This window comes from Cypionkella sinensis (assembly GCF_042646385.1).
GTDB classification, from domain to species: domain Bacteria; phylum Pseudomonadota; class Alphaproteobacteria; order Rhodobacterales; family Rhodobacteraceae; genus Cypionkella; species Cypionkella sinensis.
In genome coordinates this window covers 1,032,515-1,047,537 of the sequence record NZ_JBHRTO010000001.1, presented here as the reverse complement: position 1 = coordinate 1,047,537, position 15,023 = coordinate 1,032,515, and the positions used below count along the sequence as shown (strand labels likewise).

Sequence of the window (15,023 nt, the reverse complement as noted above, 5' to 3'; positions counted from 1 at the left end):
AGATGAGCATGAACGTGGTCAATGTCGATCTGGGCGCGCGCAGCTATGAGGTGCGCATCGGTCAGGGTCTGATCGCGCAAGCCGGTCATCAGATCGCGCCCTTGCTGCACCGCCGCAAGGTTGCGGTGATCACCGATGACACGGTGGCGGCGCGGCATCTGATGGAGCTTGCCAAGGCGTTTGAGAATGAGGGCATCGCGATGACCGCGCTGACCATTCCGCCCGGCGAAGGCTCGAAAGGTTGGGAGCAATTTGCCCGCGCGGTGGAATGGCTGCTGGAGCAGAAGATTGAGCGGCGCGATGTGGTCGTGGCGTTTGGCGGGGGGGTTGTTGGCGATCTGGTGGGCTTTGCCGCGGCGGTGTTGCGGCGCGGCGTGCGGTTTGTGCAGATCCCCACCACGCTGCTGGCGCAGGTAGACAGCTCGGTCGGCGGCAAGACCGGCATCAATACGCCGCAGGGCAAGAACCTGGTGGGCGCGTTCCATCAGCCCAGTCTCGTGCTGGCGGATATTGACGTTTTGTCCACTCTGGCGCCGCGTGACTTCCTGGCCGGTTATGGCGAGGTGGTGAAATACGGCCTGCTTGGCGATGCGCGGTTTTACGATTGGCTGGAAGCCAATGCGGTTGAGATGGCGCGCGGCGATGTTGCTTTGCGGCAATATGCCGTGACCCGCTCGGTAGAGATGAAGGCGGGGATCGTCTCGCGCGATGAGACCGAAGAGAGCGAGCGCGCGCTGCTTAATCTGGGCCATACCTTCTGCCATGCGCTGGAAAAGGCGACCGGATTTTCGGATCGGCTGTTGCATGGCGAGGGTGTCGCGATTGGCTGCGCCATGGCGTTTGAATTGTCGCAACGCCTCGGGCTTTGTGCGCAGGAAGCTCCCAGCCGGGTGCGCGCGCATCTGAAAGCCTTGGGCATGAAGACCGATCTGCGCGATATTGACGGCGATCTGCCGGGGCCCGAGGCTCTGCTGGCGCTGATGGGGCAGGACAAGAAGGTGATCGACGGCAAGCTGCGTTTCATCCTTGCGCGCGGTATTGGTGAGGCTTTTGTTGCCGAAGATGTGCCGACAGATGCGGTGCGCGGGCTTTTGGCCGATGCACTGGCTGTGCGGCGGTAGGCGCAAACAAAGCCGCATAAACGTGCTGATGCCGAGATTTTCGGCAAAGTTCGGCGCGGTGAGCCGGGTGCTCTGTGCAAGTCTGCAATTATTCGCTTGCATAATTGCAGGGTCGGGCATTTGATGGCTGAAATCATAACGGCAGGAAACACATGCCGATTCAGGGAACTACGGCTGCAAAGCCCATCGCAATCCGTGTGGCTGGCCTGCACAAATCTTTTGGCACGCATGAGGTGCTGAAAGGCGTCTCGCTTACAGCCTGCGAAGGCGATGTGGTGGCGATCATCGGTGGCTCGGGGTCGGGCAAGTCGACCATGCTGCGCTGCATCAACTTTCTGGAAACACCGTCCAGCGGCACCATCGAGATTGGCGGCGAGGCGGTGTCGATGCACGCCGATGGCAGCCCGTCAGATCGGCGGCAGTTGGAACGGCTGCGGCAAAGCCTTGGTATGGTGTTCCAGAGCTTTAACCTCTGGACGCATAAAACCGTCTTGGAAAACCTGATCGAAGTGCCGGTGCATGTGCTGAAACTGCCGCGCGCCGAGGCAGAGGCGCGGGCGCGCAAGCTGCTTGCGCGCGTGGGTTTGGCGGAAAAAGAGGGCGCTTATCCGGCCTATATGTCGGGCGGGCAGCAACAGCGCGCGGCGATTGCGCGGGCTTTGTGCATGGAACCCCGTGCGATGCTGTTTGACGAGCCGACCTCGGCGCTTGACCCCGAACTGGTGGGCGAGGTGCTGCAAGTGATCAAAGGGCTGGCCGATGAGGGCCGCACCATGGTGCTTGTCACGCATGAAATGAAATTCGCGCGCGAGGTCGCAACCCATGTGATCTATCTGCATAACGGCGTGATCGAAGAACAGGGTCCGCCTGCCGAAGTGTTCGGCTCTCCGAAATCGGAAAGGCTGAAACAGTTCCTGAAAACCGTGGGTTAACACGGAAATTTAAACCAACCTGTGAGGATTGACTATGAAGAAACTCGCCATTGCTGCCGCAGTCTCGCTGCTGTTCGGCACCGCTGCCTTGGCTGCTCCGCTGAAGATCGGCGTTGCGGCCGAGCCCTATCCGCCGTTCACCTCGCCCGATGCCAGCGGCAATTGGGTGGGCTGGGAGATCGACTTTCTGGGGGCCGTCTGCAAAAAGGCCGCTTTGGATTGCGTGATCACCCCGACCGCTTGGGATGGCATCATTCCGGCGCTGAACGCGGGCCAGATCGACGTGATCATGTCGTCGATGTCGATCAACGAAGAGCGTGAAAAGAGCATTGATTTCACCAACAAATACTACAACACCCCGACCGCTGTGATGGCCGCCAAAGGCTCGGGCATCCTGCCGACGCCGGAAGGGCTGGCAGGCAAGATCATCGGGGTGCAGGTGTCGACCATTCAGGAAGCCTATGTGCAGGCGCACTTCCCGGATGCCGAATTGAAAAGCTACCAGACTTCGGACGAATCCTATCAGGATCTGGCTGCTGGCCGGATTGATGCGGTGGTCGCTGATTCCATCGTGGTGGGCGATTTCCTGAAAACCGAGCCGGGTGCTTGCTGTGAGAATGTGGGCAACGTGGCCGATGATCCGGTGATCCTGGGCCGCGGTGTGGGCTTTGGCCTGCGCAAGGGCGATCCGCTGAAGGAAACCCTGAACAAGGCCATCGCGGATGTCCGGGCAGATGGCGAATATGATGCCATCACCAAGAAATACTTCCCGTTCGACATCTACGGCCCTGCAAACTGATGGTCTGCCCCCCTCCCGCACAACTATCCAGCCTGACGCTGCTTGGCTTTGGCGATTGCGGTTGGGGGGCGACCCTGCTTTGGGGCTTTGGCAATTCGCTGCTGATCGCGCTTGGTGCCTATGCGATTGGGTTTTGCATTGGCGTATCGGGCGCGTTTGGCAAACTTTACGGCGGTCCGGTCGCGAAAGACCTGCTGGCCGTCTATACGACGATTGTGCGGGCGGTGCCGGAACTGGTGCTGATCCTGATCCTGTATTACGCGGTGCCTGCCTTGATCAATCAGGTGCTGCTGGGGCTGGGGTATGAGCGGATCAATCTGCCGCAGTTCATCACCGGGGTGATGGTGTTGGCGGTGGTGCAGGGGGCGTATCAGATCGAGGTGTTGCGCGGTGCCATTCTGGCCGTGCCTCAGGGTCAGATCGAGGCTGCGCGCGCGATGGGGATGCCGCCGGTGATGCTGGCGCGGCGGATCACGCTGCCGCTGATGACCTCGAACGCGATACCGGGATTGGGCAATCTGTGGCTGAATGCCACCAAAGACACGGCTTTGCTGGCGGTGATCGGCTTTACCGAACTGACCAAGGCGACGTTTCAGGCCTCGGCCACCACCAAGGCGTTTTTCACGTTTTACGGGGCGGCGATGACGCTTTACATGGCGATTTCGCTGATCTCGATCTTGCTGTTTGGGCGGCTTGAGAAAGCTGCGCGCCGTGGCCAACGCGAGCAGAGGGCGTGATGCGCGATTTTCTGAACCTGCGCCGGGTGATCATGATCGGGATTGCGATCGGGTTGGTCGGGTGGTGCGCCTATGCGTTGCAGTGGGATTGGCTGGCCAATCCGAAGTATCAGTCGATGATGCTGCGCGGGTTGTGGCAGACGATCTGGATGCTGGTGGTGACGATGGTTGTCGGCTTTGCGCTGGCGATTCCGATTGGCTTTGTGCAGGCGGCGGGGCCGCGGTGGCTGGCTTGGCCTGCGCGGGTGTTCTGTTCGGTGATCCGGGGCACACCGCTTTTGATGCAGATCTGGCTTTTGTATTACGGGATTGGGGCGCTGTTTCCGTCGATCCCGTGGATCCGGGATTCGGCGATGTGGCCGATTTTGCGGCAGGCATGGCCCTATGCGGTTATAGCGCTGTCGCTGTCGGTCGCGGGGTATGAGGGTGAGGTGTTGCGTGGTGCGTTCAAATCGGTGCCGCATGGCCAGCTTGAGGCTGCAAAGGCGATGGGGATGCCGCGTTTCACCATGTTCCGCCGGATCTGGCTGCCGCAGGCGATCCAGCGGGTGTTGCCGACGATTGGCGGCGAGACGGTGTTGCAGTTGAAATCGACTCCGCTGATATCCACGATCACCATCATGGAAATCTATGATGTGGCGGGCCGGGTGCGGCGCGATACTTTGGTGGTCTATGAGCCGCTGCTGCTGCTGGCGCTGACCTATATGATCATCACGGCGCTGATCGTGTTGTTGTTCAAGTGGTTTGAAAGCCGCTTTCCCAGCAAGGTGGCGTGAATTTTTGGTCTTCCCACGTGGGAGAGACTTGTGTCGGTTGATGGGCTCTACACAACATATTGTGGTGCGGTGGCAGCGTCGGAGCCTCCGGCGGGAGTATTTGGGCCAAGATGAAGCCGCATTTTAGATAAATTTTAGCGGATTGTTGGGGCGGGCAGTCAGGTGCCGCCCAGGCGCAGACGCGCGAACAGCACGCAGCCGTCGAGGCCGTTTTTCACCGCGACCTCATCCCCCCGGCGCAGCCAATCGAGCCAGAGGCCGTCGAGTGTGGCCATGATCAGATCGGCGACGGCGGGGATACGCTCGAACGCGTAGCCTGCGGCCATGCGATCCAGCAGGCGTTCCAGCGCGTCGCGGTGGCTGTCGTAGAGCGCGCGTTCGATCGAGGCGATCTGCGGTTGGGTCAGGGCTGCGGACCACAGATCAATCTTCAGGCGCAGATGCGCGGGGGTCATCATGTCGGTGGTGAAGCCTGCGCGCAAGAACCGCTCCAGCCGTTCCGAGGGCGTGCCGCCGGGTTGGATCAGCGCGCGGCGGCCCGCCTCTTGCACCTGTTCGGCGGCAAGCCGGAAGGCGGCGGCCAGCACCTGATCCATATCCTTGTAGTGATAGGTCAGATGGCCGAGGGACAGCCCAGCCTCGGCTGCGACCTTGCGGGCGGTGAGGCCGGCGTGGCCGTGGGTTTGCAGGGCGCGCAGGGCGGCTTCGGCGATGTGTTTACGACGGGTTTCGGCGGCGATGCGGATTTGCGGGGGGCGGGAGGGCGTGTCGGACATCTGTTCTTTCCACGGGCAGGCATAGGCTTGGGCGCGCATCCCTCTTCACTTTCTGCCGGGATTCCCGCAGAAGGGCAACGCTTAGAGGGATATCCGATGACAAAATTCAGCTTTGATCTGCAGGCGACCGATGGCGCGGCGCGCACCGGGGTGATCCGCACCCCGCGCGGCGATATCCGCACCCCGGCCTTCATGCCTGTGGGCACGGCGGCAACGGTGAAGGCGATGTTGCCCGAGTCGGTGCGCGCGACCGGGGCCGATATTCTGCTGGGCAACACCTATCATCTGATGTTGCGCCCGACGGCGGAGCGGATCGCAAACTTGGGCGGGTTGCACAAGTTCATGAATTGGGAGCGGCCGATTCTGACGGATTCGGGCGGCTTTCAGGTGATGTCTCTGGCGGCGTTGCGCAAGCTGACCGAAGAAGGCGTGCGGTTTTCCAGCCATATTGACGGCTCCAAGCATATGCTCAGCCCCGAGCGCAGTATGGAGATACAAAAGCTGCTGGGCAGCGACATCGTGATGTGTTTCGACGAATGTCCGGCGCTGCCTGCGACCGAGGCCGAGGTGGCAAAGTCGATGGCGTTGTCGATGCGGTGGGCGCAGCGCAGCCGCGATGCCTTTGGTGATCGGCCGGGGCATGCGCTGTTTGGCATCATGCAGGGTGGCGTGACCAAGGATCTGCGCGAGGAATCGGCGAAGGCGCTGACGTCGATTGGCTTTGACGGCTATGCGGTGGGCGGATTGGCGGTGGGCGAGGGGCAAGAGGCGATGTTTGGCGTGCTGGATTACGCGCCGGGGTTTCTGCCCGAGGACAAGCCGCGCTATCTGATGGGTGTCGGCAAGCCCGATGATATTGTGGGTGCTGTCGAGCGCGGCATTGACATGATGGATTGCGTGTTGCCGTCACGGTCGGGGCGGACCGGGCAGGGCTGGACCCGGCGGGGCCAAGTGAACATCAAGAACGCGCGGCATATGGACGATCCGCGGCCTTTGGATGAGGCTTGCACGTGCCCGTGCTGCGCCAATTACAGCCGGGCTTACCTGCACCATGTCTTTCGCGCGCAAGAGATCATCGCGAGTATGCTGCTGACCTGGCATAACCTGCACTATTATCAGGAATTGATGCAGGGCCTGCGTGATGCGATTGCCGCAGGGCGGTTGGCGGCGTTTGTGGCGGATTTCCATGCGCTGCGGGCTGCGGGTGATATTGAACCGATCTGAGGGGAACATGATGCGGGTTCTATGGATCGCGGTTTGGTGCGCTTGCGCGGGTGTGGCGGTGGCGGAGCCTTACTGCAAGCCGGATGCAGCAGAGCTTGCGGCTTTGCCGGGGCAGATGGCAGGGGATTGGCAGCGCGCGGTTGTGGCCGGTGCCGCGGTGCTGGGGGGCGTGCCGCGCCAGATGCCTGCCGATGCAATGGCGATGCCCGCAGCGCTGACGGCAGAGGGGGCGGGCATTGGTCTGCCGGACCCAAGCTTGCCCGAGACCGCGCATCTGCTGCCGGGCGTGGATGCCGATCAGGACTATGGCTTGCCGGGCGAGTCGCCGCTGCTGGCGCAGGAGTTGCTGGAGCCTATGTTGGCCGAGGCCGGGGTGAGTTGTGCGGCGGCCGATCTGCCGCAGTTTCAGGCGCAGATTGCGGCGGGACAGGGGCTGGGGATGCGGTTGCGGCTGTATGTGCTGGGTCCTGACAAGGCGGTGTTGGTGACTTATGTGGCGCAGCTTGGCCCTGTGGCGCGACCGGGCACGGCGGTTCGGGTGCTGATGCGCTATACCCGTTAGCTTGCTGGGCGGTTAAGCTTGCGGCGCAAATGTGAAGCAATCGGGCCTTGCCCCTGACGGGGTGTGGGTTCATGATTGCACCAGATGATGTGGTTGCCCTTGCCTGTGCTTGAAAGCCGGGATTGCCACACCCAAATACAAACTCCGAAGGGGAAAGCCCAAGACGCTGCCGATGATCGGGGCCACGGCTTTCCTGCCAGATAAGGAATGCGATATGACAGATACTCTCGCCACGAGCTACCCGGTTCTGCCGCTGCGTGACATCGTGGTTTTCCCGCATATGATCGTGCCGCTGTTCGTGGGGCGCGAAAAATCGGTGCGGGCGTTGGAAGAAGTGATGGCGGATGACAAGCAGATTTTGCTGTCGAGCCAGATCGACCCTTCTGTCGATGACCCGGCGACCGATGGAATTTATCAGATTGGCGTGCTGGCCAATGTGCTGCAGCTGTTGAAGCTGCCCGATGGCACCGTGAAGGTGCTGGTCGAGGGCAAGGCGCGCGTCAAGATCACCGAATTCGTTGAAAACCCGAATTTCTTCGAGGCGCGCGCTGTGCGGCTGGACGAAGTGCCGGGCGACAAGGATGCTGCGGGCGCGATGGTGCGCGTGGTGGCCGAAGAATTCGAGCGCTATGCCAAGATCAAGAAAAACATCCCCGAAGAGGCTTTGTCAGCCGTTTCGGAAACGCGCGAGCCTGCGCGGCTGGCCGATCTGGTGGCGGGCCATCTGGGGGTTGAGGTTGGTCTGAAGCAGGACCTGCTGGAAACGCTGGATGTGGCCGAGCGGCTGGAGAAGGTTTATGGCCAGATGCAGGGCGAAATGTCCGTCTTGCAGGTCGAGAAAAAGATCAAGACCCGCGTGAAGTCTCAGATGGAGCGCACCCAGCGCGAGTATTATCTGAATGAGCAGATGAAGGCCATTCAGAAGGAACTCGGCGATGGCGAGGACGGCCAGAACGAGTTGGCCGAGTTGGAAGCGCGGGTGAAGGCGACCAAATTCTCGAAAGAGGCGCGCGAGAAGGCCGAAGCCGAGCTGAAAAAGCTGAAGAACATGTCGCCGATGTCTGCCGAGGCCACGGTGGTGCGCAACTATATCGACTGGCTGTTGTCGGTGCCGTGGGGCGTATCTTCCCGCGTCAAGAAAGATCTGGGTGCGGCGCAGAAGGTGCTGGATGCCGATCACTACGGGCTGGAAAAGGTCAAGGAGCGCATCGTTGAATATCTGGCGGTGCAGGCGCGGTCGACCAAGCTGAAGGGGCCGATCCTGTGCCTTGTCGGCCCTCCGGGTGTGGGGAAAACCTCGCTGGGGCGGTCTGTGGCGAAGGCGACGGGGCGTGAGTTCATCCGTATCAGCTTGGGTGGCGTGCGTGACGAGTCGGAAATCCGTGGCCATCGCCGCACCTATATCGGCTCGATGCCCGGGAAGATCATTCAGGCGCTGAAGAAGGCGAAAACCACCAACCCGTTGATCCTGCTCGATGAAATCGACAAGATGGGCCAGGATTTCCGGGGCGACCCTGCCTCGGCGATGCTGGAGGTGTTGGACCCGGAACAAAACGCCACCTTCGTCGACCACTATCTTGAGGTCGAATATGATCTGTCGAACGTGATGTTCATCACCACGGCCAACAGCTATAACATGCCGGGGCCGCTGCTGGATCGGATGGAGATCATTTCGCTGTCGGGTTACACCGAGGACGAAAAGCGTGAGATCGCCAAGGGCCATCTGGTGCCGAAGCAGATCGCGGGCCATGCCTTGAAGAAGGGCGAATTCTCTGTGACCGATGGTGCGCTGACCGAGATGATCCGCACCTATACCCGCGAAGCCGGCGTGCGGAATCTGGAACGCGAAATCGCCAAGCTGGCGCGTAAGGCTGTGACCGAGATCGTCAAGAAAACCGCGAAAACGGTTGAGGTGACGGCGGACAAGCTGGAAGGCTATCTGGGTGTCAAGCGCTATCACTATGGTCTGGCGGAGCAAACCGATCAGGTCGGCGTGGTGACGGGTCTGGCCTGGACCAGCGTTGGCGGTGATCTGTTGCAGATCGAGGCTTTGCGGCTGCCCGGTAAGGGGCGGATGAAAACCACCGGCAAGCTGGGCGATGTGATGAAGGAGTCCATCGAAGCCGCAGCGTCGTTCGTGCGGTCGATCAGCCCCGAATTGGGGGTGAAGCCGCCGAAGTTCGAGACGATGGACATTCACGTCCACGTCCCCGAAGGCGCGACGCCGAAGGATGGCCCGTCGGCGGGCCTCGCTATGGTGACGTCAATCGTGTCGGTTATCACCGGCATCCCGGTGCGCAGGGATATTGCGATGACGGGCGAAGTCACCCTGCGCGGCAATGCCTTGCCGATTGGTGGGCTGAAGGAAAAACTGCTGGCGGCGCTGCGCGGTGGGATCAAGACGGTGTTCATTCCGGTTGAGAATGAAAAAGACCTCGTCGAGATCCCGGATAACGTGAAGCAAGGCTTGCAGATCATCCCGGTGACGAATGTGCGCGATGTGCTGAAACAGGCTTTGGTGCGTCAGCCCGAGCCGGTGGAATGGGATGAGGCCGCCGAAGAAGCCGCCGCTGCGGCGCGGGCTTTGAATGCGGGCAATGCCTCGGCCTCGCTGGCGCATTAAGCTTGCTAAACTGCTAGGCAAAGGCGCGGGGGAAACCCCGCGCCTTTGTGCATTTATGCCCTGTCTGGCGGGGTTTTCAGGAAGTTTGACAGGTATTTCTTTCCCGAGAGGCAGAATATCTTCTATGGTCGTTTCCAAAGCAGAACCAATCGGAGAGCGTCCATGCCCACCAAGCCCGCAGCCGCGACATCCCGCAACGCTGCGCCGAAATCCACAGCAAAGACCGCGGCTGCCAAGCCTGCAACGGCGAAAGTCGCACCCAAGACGACGGCACGCAGCGCCGCCAAGCCCACGACTGTCGCTGCGTCAAAACCCAAAACCGCCGTTGTGGCGAAGCCCAAGATTGCTGCTGTCGCAGCGGAACCCAAAATCGCCGCCGTCGCGGCCAAGCCAAAGATCATCGAGGAAAGCATGAACGAAGTCAGCGAAGTCACCGAGGCTGGTGCAAAGGTTGTGGCGCAAATGAAGGTGAAAGACCTGATTGATCGCGTGGCCACTGCCACGGATCATAACAAGAAAGAGGTGCGCGCGATTGTCGAGGCGACCTTGGCTGAGCTTGGCAAAGCCTTGGAATCCGGCGAAAGCCTGAACCTGCCGCCGTTCGGCCGGGTGCGGATTGCCAACCAGAAAGCCGATGCTTCGGGGCAGATGATGACGTTGAAGCTGCGGCGCGGTGGCGAAAAGAAGCCTGCGAAAAATGACGGCGAGGCTCTTGCAGAGGCCGATGAAGCCAGCTAATACCCCGCCTACGGGAGATTAGCTCAGCGGTAGAGCGCATCGTTCACATCGATGATGTCAGGGGTTCAAATCCCTTATCTCCCACCATCATTCACGTGCTGTTAGAAAAACCCCTTGGAAACCAAGGGGTTTTTTATTGCGTTTGGCGGTGGGGCCGCGGGCGAAGTGCTGCGGCGTGCCGGGCGGGGCCAGCCCTTGCTGACGCCTGTGTCATCCAGTCTTTCGGTCTCGCCTGATTCCTCGGCGATTTGGTGCGCGCCTGTGTGGGCTGAGCTTTGCCATCGGACGCTGTGCGCAAGGGTGGGGTTGGGTGAAAACTTATGTGGACGTAAGTAACCATATAGTTATATATCGGATCGAGGGCTGGCAGTTTCAACTGCGGCTCGTGCAATCTCTCAGGCGCATTGGAGGCATCATGAAGGTTTACGGCGTTCAACACATCGGGCTGACGGTGCCTGATATGGCGCAGGCGGTGGCGTTCTTTGTCACGCATTTTGGCGCGGTGGTTTGTCTTTCGACCGGAAAGCTGGAGGTTGACGACACCTATATGATCCGCCGGCTTGGCGTGCCGGGGGATCGGCGGATTGAGGATATTCAGGTGTTGCGGCTGGGCAATGGCTCTAACCTCGAGTTGTTTCAGTATTCGGGCGAGCCTGAAGTTGATGCGCCTTTGAAGCGCAACAGCCAGCCGGGGGGATACCATATTGCCATTCAGGTGGATGATTGTGACCGTGCCGCCGCGCAGTTGCAGGCGGCTGGGGTCGTGGTGCTGGACGGGCCGAACTATGTCGAGAGCGGTGTAATGGCGGGGCTGACCTGGTGCTATTTTCAGGCACCCTGGGGGCAGTTTCTGGAGATCGTCAGTATGGACGGGCCGCTGGGTGCGGAACGGGCGGGTGGGCATCCGCAATGGTCGCCGGTTACGGGGGGCTAGGGCAGATGGCACAAGAGATCGTCATTTCGGGCAAGCAGAGCTTTTCCCTTGCGTCCTATCAGGATGCGCCGTTGCAGCAGGATGAGATCCGGGGGCGGACGATGTGCACGCTGATCAGCCAGGGCACCGAGTTGGGCTGGGCCAATGGCGACAGCTTTCCGATCCGTCCCGGCTATGCGGCGGTGTTCGAGGTGCAAGAGATTGGCGCGGATGTGGTGGGGGTCAAGCCGGGGGATCTGCGGTTTGCGATGGGGTGCCACCGCTCGACGCAGACGCATCCGGTGGGGCAGACTTTGGCCGTGCCTGCGGGGCTGGCGCCGGACAGGGCGGTGGTCGCGCGGTTGTTGGGCGTGACGATTTCAACGCTGATGACGACGCGGGCGCGGCCAGGTGATCCGATGGTGATCACCGGGGCGGGGCCGGTGGGGTTTCTGGCAGCACAGTTGTTTCAGGCCTTTGGCTATGCTGTCACCGTGGTTGATCCAGACGCGCGGCGGCGGGCGCAGGTGGTGGCCAGCGGGATTGCCGATTGCCGGGCGGAGATGCCGCTGGAGGATGCGGCGCTGGCGGGCAAGGTGGCGCTGGTGGTTGATTGCTCGGGCCATGAGGGCGCGGTGCTGGCGGGCTGCAAGATGGTGCGGCGGCTGGGCGAGGTGGTGCTGGTGGGGGTGCCTTGGCGCAAGATGACGGAGACCAGCGCGCATGAGGTTTTGTCGGCGGTGTTCTTCAACCTTGTCACCCTGCGCTCGGGTTGGGAATGGCAGTTGCCGATAAAATCCAAAGCCTTTGTGTGGGAGGAGTTGATGGAAGGCTATAACAACGCCCCCCACAGCATCATGGACGGTTTCCGCCGTGCCTTGGATTGGCTGACTGAGGGGCGGTTCATGCTGGAGGGGCTGTTCCATATTGCAGAGCCGGGCGATCCGGCGGCGCTCTATGGTCAGATCGCGCGGCGCGAGATTGTCGAGCCGTTTATCGTGCTGGATTGGTGCGATGCAGAGGGCTGAGGCGGCGGTGATCACGCAGGTGCCGATGCTGACGGCGGGCACGGCCTTGCGGCTGGTGCAGGCCGCGATCGCGCATGCCGAGGCGCAGGGGTGGAAGATCGCGGTGGCGGTGGTGGACCCGATGGGGGTGGCGCTGGCGAGCTGCCGGATGGATGCGGTGACGCCGCCGATAGCTGATTACGCGCTGGACAAGGCTTATACGGCCGCCACCATGCGGCGCAGCACGGCGGCTTATTTCGAGCGGATGGATGCTTCGCCCTCGCTGCGTCTTGGCCTTGGCAACCGCGACCGCTTGCTGGTCTGGGGTGGCGGGTTGGCGATCTGGCATGGCGGCGTGGTGGTGGGCGGCATCGGCGTGTCGGGAGCGCAGGATTTCGAGGATGTTGCCTGCGCCGAAGCGGCGCTGGCGGTGGTGGGATTGGCCAGTGGTTAAGGGGGTGGCGGTTCCAGGGTTTGCTTGCAGTGCGTTCCGGGCGGAAACCGGAAACGCATTGCGTTTCCCCGCCCGCGCGTGCGGTTTCACTCTGTAGTCAGCTTAACGAGAAACCCGGTGAGGCCAGTGCCCGACCCGGCGGGCGAGAAGCGCCCGCCATCGGCGGGTCGGGCGCTGGCCGGGCCTTTGAGGCCCGGCGGTTTCAGCGACTCTGTTACCGCGTGGCGAAGGCGATGGCCTTCGCCAGATTGATCGGGATGCCAGTTTGGCCGCGATGACTGTCGATCAGCGTCAGGGTTCGACGAGGCGCAGCACGGTGTCGATGTTGAAGCGCAGGCGCTCTTCCAAGGCTTCCTTGGTCATCAAATCGCGCTCGAACACGATGGATCCGGTGAAGCGGTTGGTCATGTAATAATAGCCGATTGCGGCGATGGTGATGTTCAGTTGCACCGGATCAACCCCGGCACGAAACACCCCCGCCGCAACGCCACGGTTGAGGATATCTTCGACCATGGCGACGAATTTGCGGCTGTAGACCTTCACCACTTCGGACTTTTTCAGATGCTTGGCGCGGTGCAGGTTTTCACTGTTCACCAGCGTGATGAACTCGGGGTTTTTCAGGTAGTAGTCGAAGGTGAAGCGCACCAGTTTTTCAAGCGCCAGCCGGGGTTCGACATTGTCGAGTTTCAGCTTTTGCTCAGCGGTGCGGATATCGACATAGGCATTTTCCAGAACGGTCTGGAACAGGCCCTCTTTGCTGCCAAAGTAGTGATAAATCATGCGCTTGTTGGCGCGAGCCTTCTCGGCGATGTCATCGACGCGACCACCGCCCAAGCCGTTCTTGGCGAATTCTTTCTTGGCGGCTTCCAGAATTCTGGCTTTTGTCGCCTCGGCGTCGCGGATGCGCGGTTTGGCTGCGGTTTCCTGTGGCTCGATGTCCATCGTCAATCTCTGGCTCTCCGGCGCGCTAAGGGTCGATCAAGCCACAGTCTTACACATAGCTGTCCGCCAAGGTCAAAGTCCTTCACAACGATGTGGCGCGTTTTTATTGCCGAAAACACTTGACTCGGGTTGATCTAAGAAAGTAACCAGATAGTGCGTTAATTGAGGCGCGGCTTTGGCCACGTCGGCGGCGACCTTCACAAGGCAAGGCGCAGCGCTTGTCGCAAAACCGGCCACCCTGCGGTGGCTTCATGTGGAAAAGGGGAGGAACCTATGTCTACTTTCATCAAGGATTTCATCGAGCGTGAGACCGTCAGCCGCCGCAACTTCCTGCTGGCGAGCGCGGCGGGTCTGGGGTCGATGGCGCTGCCGATGGCGATGGGGCGCGATGCTGCAATGGCCGCTGAAAACCCGGCCTTGGCCTGGAGCTATCGTGACCGCGCCAGCGCCTATTGGAATGCGGTTGTCTCTGGCGGCGAGAATTTCGTTGAAAGCCTTGGCAAGACCAAGGCCGATATGACCAGCCTGATCAATGAAGGGTCGTCCGAGAAATCACTGGCGGATATCAAGGCGTTTCTGGCGAAGAACTCGGGCAACTGCGCGATTGCCTGCGATGCCAATGACAGCCCGAATGCCCGCCCTGTGGTTGAGGCCGTGAAAGCCTCGGGTGGGTATATCTCGACGATCTGGAACAAGACCGACGATCTGCATCCGTGGGATATCGGCGACAACTATGTCAGCCACATGACCTGGTCGGATGAGAAACCCGCCGAGGAGACCGCGCGCCTGCTGTTCGCCGCGATGGGGGGCAAGGGTGGTGTGGTGCATCTGGGCGGCATCCCGGCGAATAACCCGGCGGTGGAGCGTCTGAACGGATTGAAGAACGCGCTGAAGGATTTCCCCGAGATCGAGTTGCTGGATGCGCAGCCGGCGGATTGGGATACCACCAAAGCGGCTGAGCTGATGGCCTCGTTCATCACGCGTTATGGCGACAAGATCACTGGTGTGCATTGCGCGAATGACAACATCGCTTATGGCGTGATCGAGGCGTTGAAGGCCGAGGGGCTGGAAGGCACGATTCCGATCGTGGCCTATGATGGCAACCCCGAAGCGGTGCAGATGGTGATGGATGGCACGCTGCTGGCCACGGTGTTCACCAACCCCTATTGGGGCGGCGGTATCTCGCTGGCCTTGGCGTATCACGCGGCCATCGGCACCTTCAAACCTTCGGAAGAGCCGCATGAACACCGCGAGTTCTATGGCCCGACGGTGATGGTCACGAAGGACGATGCGGCGGCGTTCAAGGCGAAATACATCGACTCGACCCCGACCTACGACTGGAACGACTTCTGGGGGCCGTCCAACGGCGGCATCGTCTACAAGTAAAACATCCGGGGCCGTCGCAGGGCGGCCCCACAC

General features: G+C 61.1%; 15 protein-coding genes and 1 tRNA gene. 14 read left to right on the top strand and 2 right to left on the bottom strand.

The window, feature by feature from the left end; genetic code table 11:
• Positions 1-2 precede the first annotated feature (2 nt).
• The 5 genes from aroB to ACFOGH_RS05155 all read left to right on the top strand — a co-directional run bounded on the left by aroB (position 3) and on the right by ACFOGH_RS05155 (position 4,365).
• Positions 3-1,121, top strand: a complete 1,119-nt coding sequence (gene aroB / locus ACFOGH_RS05175) for a 3-dehydroquinate synthase (RefSeq protein WP_380071995.1) — start codon at positions 3-5, stop codon at positions 1,119-1,121.
• A 152-nt stretch (positions 1,122-1,273) separates the two neighbouring features.
• Positions 1,274-2,053, top strand: a complete 780-nt coding sequence (locus ACFOGH_RS05170) for an ABC transporter ATP-binding protein (protein ID WP_380071994.1) — start codon at positions 1,274-1,276, stop codon at positions 2,051-2,053.
• Between the two features lie 34 nt (positions 2,054-2,087).
• On the top strand, positions 2,088-2,852 hold the full coding sequence (locus ACFOGH_RS05165; RefSeq protein ID WP_380071993.1) for a transporter substrate-binding domain-containing protein: 765 nt from the start codon (positions 2,088-2,090) through the stop codon (positions 2,850-2,852).
• On the top strand, positions 2,852-3,589 hold the full coding sequence (locus ACFOGH_RS05160; protein WP_380071992.1) for an ABC transporter permease: 738 nt from the start codon (positions 2,852-2,854) through the stop codon (positions 3,587-3,589). Before ACFOGH_RS05165 ends, ACFOGH_RS05160 begins: the two co-directional genes overlap by 1 nt.
• Complete coding sequence (locus tag ACFOGH_RS05155) at positions 3,589-4,365, top strand: ABC transporter permease (RefSeq protein ID WP_380071991.1); 777 nt, start codon at positions 3,589-3,591, stop codon at positions 4,363-4,365. Before ACFOGH_RS05160 ends, ACFOGH_RS05155 begins: the two co-directional genes overlap by 1 nt.
• Positions 4,366-4,523: 158 nt before the next feature.
• Here the strand turns inward: ACFOGH_RS05155 and ACFOGH_RS05150 are convergent, their stop codons facing one another.
• Positions 4,524-5,180, bottom strand: coding sequence for a TetR/AcrR family transcriptional regulator (locus ACFOGH_RS05150; RefSeq protein WP_380071990.1), 657 nt, complete (start codon positions 5,178-5,180; stop codon positions 4,524-4,526).
• A gap of 57 nt (positions 5,181-5,237) precedes the next feature.
• On the opposite strand from ACFOGH_RS05150, the gene tgt reads away from it, so the two are divergent.
• The 8 genes from tgt (at position 5,238) to ACFOGH_RS05110 (ending at position 12,662) form a co-directional block, all read left to right on the top strand.
• On the top strand, positions 5,238-6,365 hold the full coding sequence (gene tgt, locus ACFOGH_RS05145) for a tRNA guanosine(34) transglycosylase Tgt (protein WP_380071989.1): 1,128 nt from the start codon (positions 5,238-5,240) through the stop codon (positions 6,363-6,365).
• Between the two features lie 10 nt (positions 6,366-6,375).
• Positions 6,376-6,927, top strand: coding sequence for a hypothetical protein (locus tag ACFOGH_RS05140; RefSeq protein WP_380071988.1), 552 nt, complete (start codon positions 6,376-6,378; stop codon positions 6,925-6,927).
• Positions 6,928-7,141: 214 nt separating this feature from the next.
• Positions 7,142-9,550: an endopeptidase La gene (gene lon, locus ACFOGH_RS05135; RefSeq protein ID WP_380071987.1), complete on the top strand. Its 2,409-nt coding sequence runs from the start codon at positions 7,142-7,144 to the stop codon at positions 9,548-9,550.
• A gap of 162 nt (positions 9,551-9,712) precedes the next feature.
• A complete protein-coding gene (locus tag ACFOGH_RS05130) occupies positions 9,713-10,288 on the top strand; it encodes an HU family DNA-binding protein (protein WP_380071986.1) in 576 nt (191 codons plus the stop codon).
• A gap of 12 nt (positions 10,289-10,300) precedes the next feature.
• Positions 10,301-10,375, top strand: a tRNA-Val gene (locus ACFOGH_RS05125).
• Between the two features lie 328 nt (positions 10,376-10,703).
• On the top strand, positions 10,704-11,222 hold the full coding sequence (locus tag ACFOGH_RS05120) for a VOC family protein (RefSeq protein WP_380071985.1): 519 nt from the start codon (positions 10,704-10,706) through the stop codon (positions 11,220-11,222).
• Positions 11,223-11,227: 5 nt separating this feature from the next.
• A complete protein-coding gene (locus ACFOGH_RS05115) occupies positions 11,228-12,229 on the top strand; it encodes a zinc-binding dehydrogenase (RefSeq protein WP_380071984.1) in 1,002 nt (333 codons plus the stop codon).
• A complete protein-coding gene (locus ACFOGH_RS05110; protein ID WP_380071983.1) occupies positions 12,216-12,662 on the top strand; it encodes a GlcG/HbpS family heme-binding protein in 447 nt (148 codons plus the stop codon). The genes ACFOGH_RS05115 and ACFOGH_RS05110 overlap by 14 nt, the downstream gene beginning before the upstream one ends.
• Positions 12,663-12,953: 291 nt before the next feature.
• Here the strand turns inward: ACFOGH_RS05110 and ACFOGH_RS05105 are convergent, their stop codons facing one another.
• Positions 12,954-13,604, bottom strand: coding sequence for a TetR/AcrR family transcriptional regulator (locus tag ACFOGH_RS05105; protein ID WP_380071982.1), 651 nt, complete (start codon positions 13,602-13,604; stop codon positions 12,954-12,956).
• 273 nt (positions 13,605-13,877) lie between these two features.
• On the opposite strand from ACFOGH_RS05105, the gene ACFOGH_RS05100 reads away from it, so the two are divergent.
• Positions 13,878-14,990: a sugar ABC transporter substrate-binding protein gene (locus ACFOGH_RS05100; RefSeq protein ID WP_380071981.1), complete on the top strand. Its 1,113-nt coding sequence runs from the start codon at positions 13,878-13,880 to the stop codon at positions 14,988-14,990.
• The last annotated feature ends 33 nt before the right edge of the window (positions 14,991-15,023 follow it).

What these genes read in the sequence shown, in the direction of transcription:
- ACFOGH_RS05130 (WP_380071986.1), top strand. Translation starts at nt 9,713, where the DNA reads ATGCCCACCAAGCCCGCAGCCGCGACATCCCGCAACGCTGCGCCGAAA.
- tgt (WP_380071989.1), top strand. Translation starts at nt 5,238, where the DNA reads ATGACAAAATTCAGCTTTGATCTGCAGGCGACCGATGGCGCGGCGCGC.
- ACFOGH_RS05165 (WP_380071993.1), top strand. Translation starts at nt 2,088, where the DNA reads ATGAAGAAACTCGCCATTGCTGCCGCAGTCTCGCTGCTGTTCGGCACC.
- ACFOGH_RS05155 (WP_380071991.1), top strand. Translation starts at nt 3,589, where the DNA reads ATGCGCGATTTTCTGAACCTGCGCCGGGTGATCATGATCGGGATTGCG.
- ACFOGH_RS05120 (WP_380071985.1), top strand. Translation starts at nt 10,704, where the DNA reads ATGAAGGTTTACGGCGTTCAACACATCGGGCTGACGGTGCCTGATATG.
- ACFOGH_RS05170 (WP_380071994.1), top strand. Translation starts at nt 1,274, where the DNA reads ATGCCGATTCAGGGAACTACGGCTGCAAAGCCCATCGCAATCCGTGTG.
- ACFOGH_RS05160 (WP_380071992.1), top strand. Translation starts at nt 2,852, where the DNA reads ATGGTCTGCCCCCCTCCCGCACAACTATCCAGCCTGACGCTGCTTGGC.
- ACFOGH_RS05140 (WP_380071988.1), top strand. Translation starts at nt 6,376, where the DNA reads ATGCGGGTTCTATGGATCGCGGTTTGGTGCGCTTGCGCGGGTGTGGCG.
- ACFOGH_RS05105 (WP_380071982.1), bottom strand. Translation starts at nt 13,604, where the DNA reads ATGGACATCGAGCCACAGGAAACCGCAGCCAAACCGCGCATCCGCGAC.
- ACFOGH_RS05150 (WP_380071990.1), bottom strand. Translation starts at nt 5,180, where the DNA reads ATGCGCGCCCAAGCCTATGCCTGCCCGTGGAAAGAACAGATGTCCGAC.
- lon (WP_380071987.1), top strand. Translation starts at nt 7,142, where the DNA reads ATGACAGATACTCTCGCCACGAGCTACCCGGTTCTGCCGCTGCGTGAC.
- ACFOGH_RS05115 (WP_380071984.1), top strand. Translation starts at nt 11,228, where the DNA reads ATGGCACAAGAGATCGTCATTTCGGGCAAGCAGAGCTTTTCCCTTGCG.
- ACFOGH_RS05110 (WP_380071983.1), top strand. Translation starts at nt 12,216, where the DNA reads ATGCAGAGGGCTGAGGCGGCGGTGATCACGCAGGTGCCGATGCTGACG.
- aroB (WP_380071995.1), top strand. Translation starts at nt 3, where the DNA reads ATGAGCATGAACGTGGTCAATGTCGATCTGGGCGCGCGCAGCTATGAG.
- ACFOGH_RS05100 (WP_380071981.1), top strand. Translation starts at nt 13,878, where the DNA reads ATGTCTACTTTCATCAAGGATTTCATCGAGCGTGAGACCGTCAGCCGC.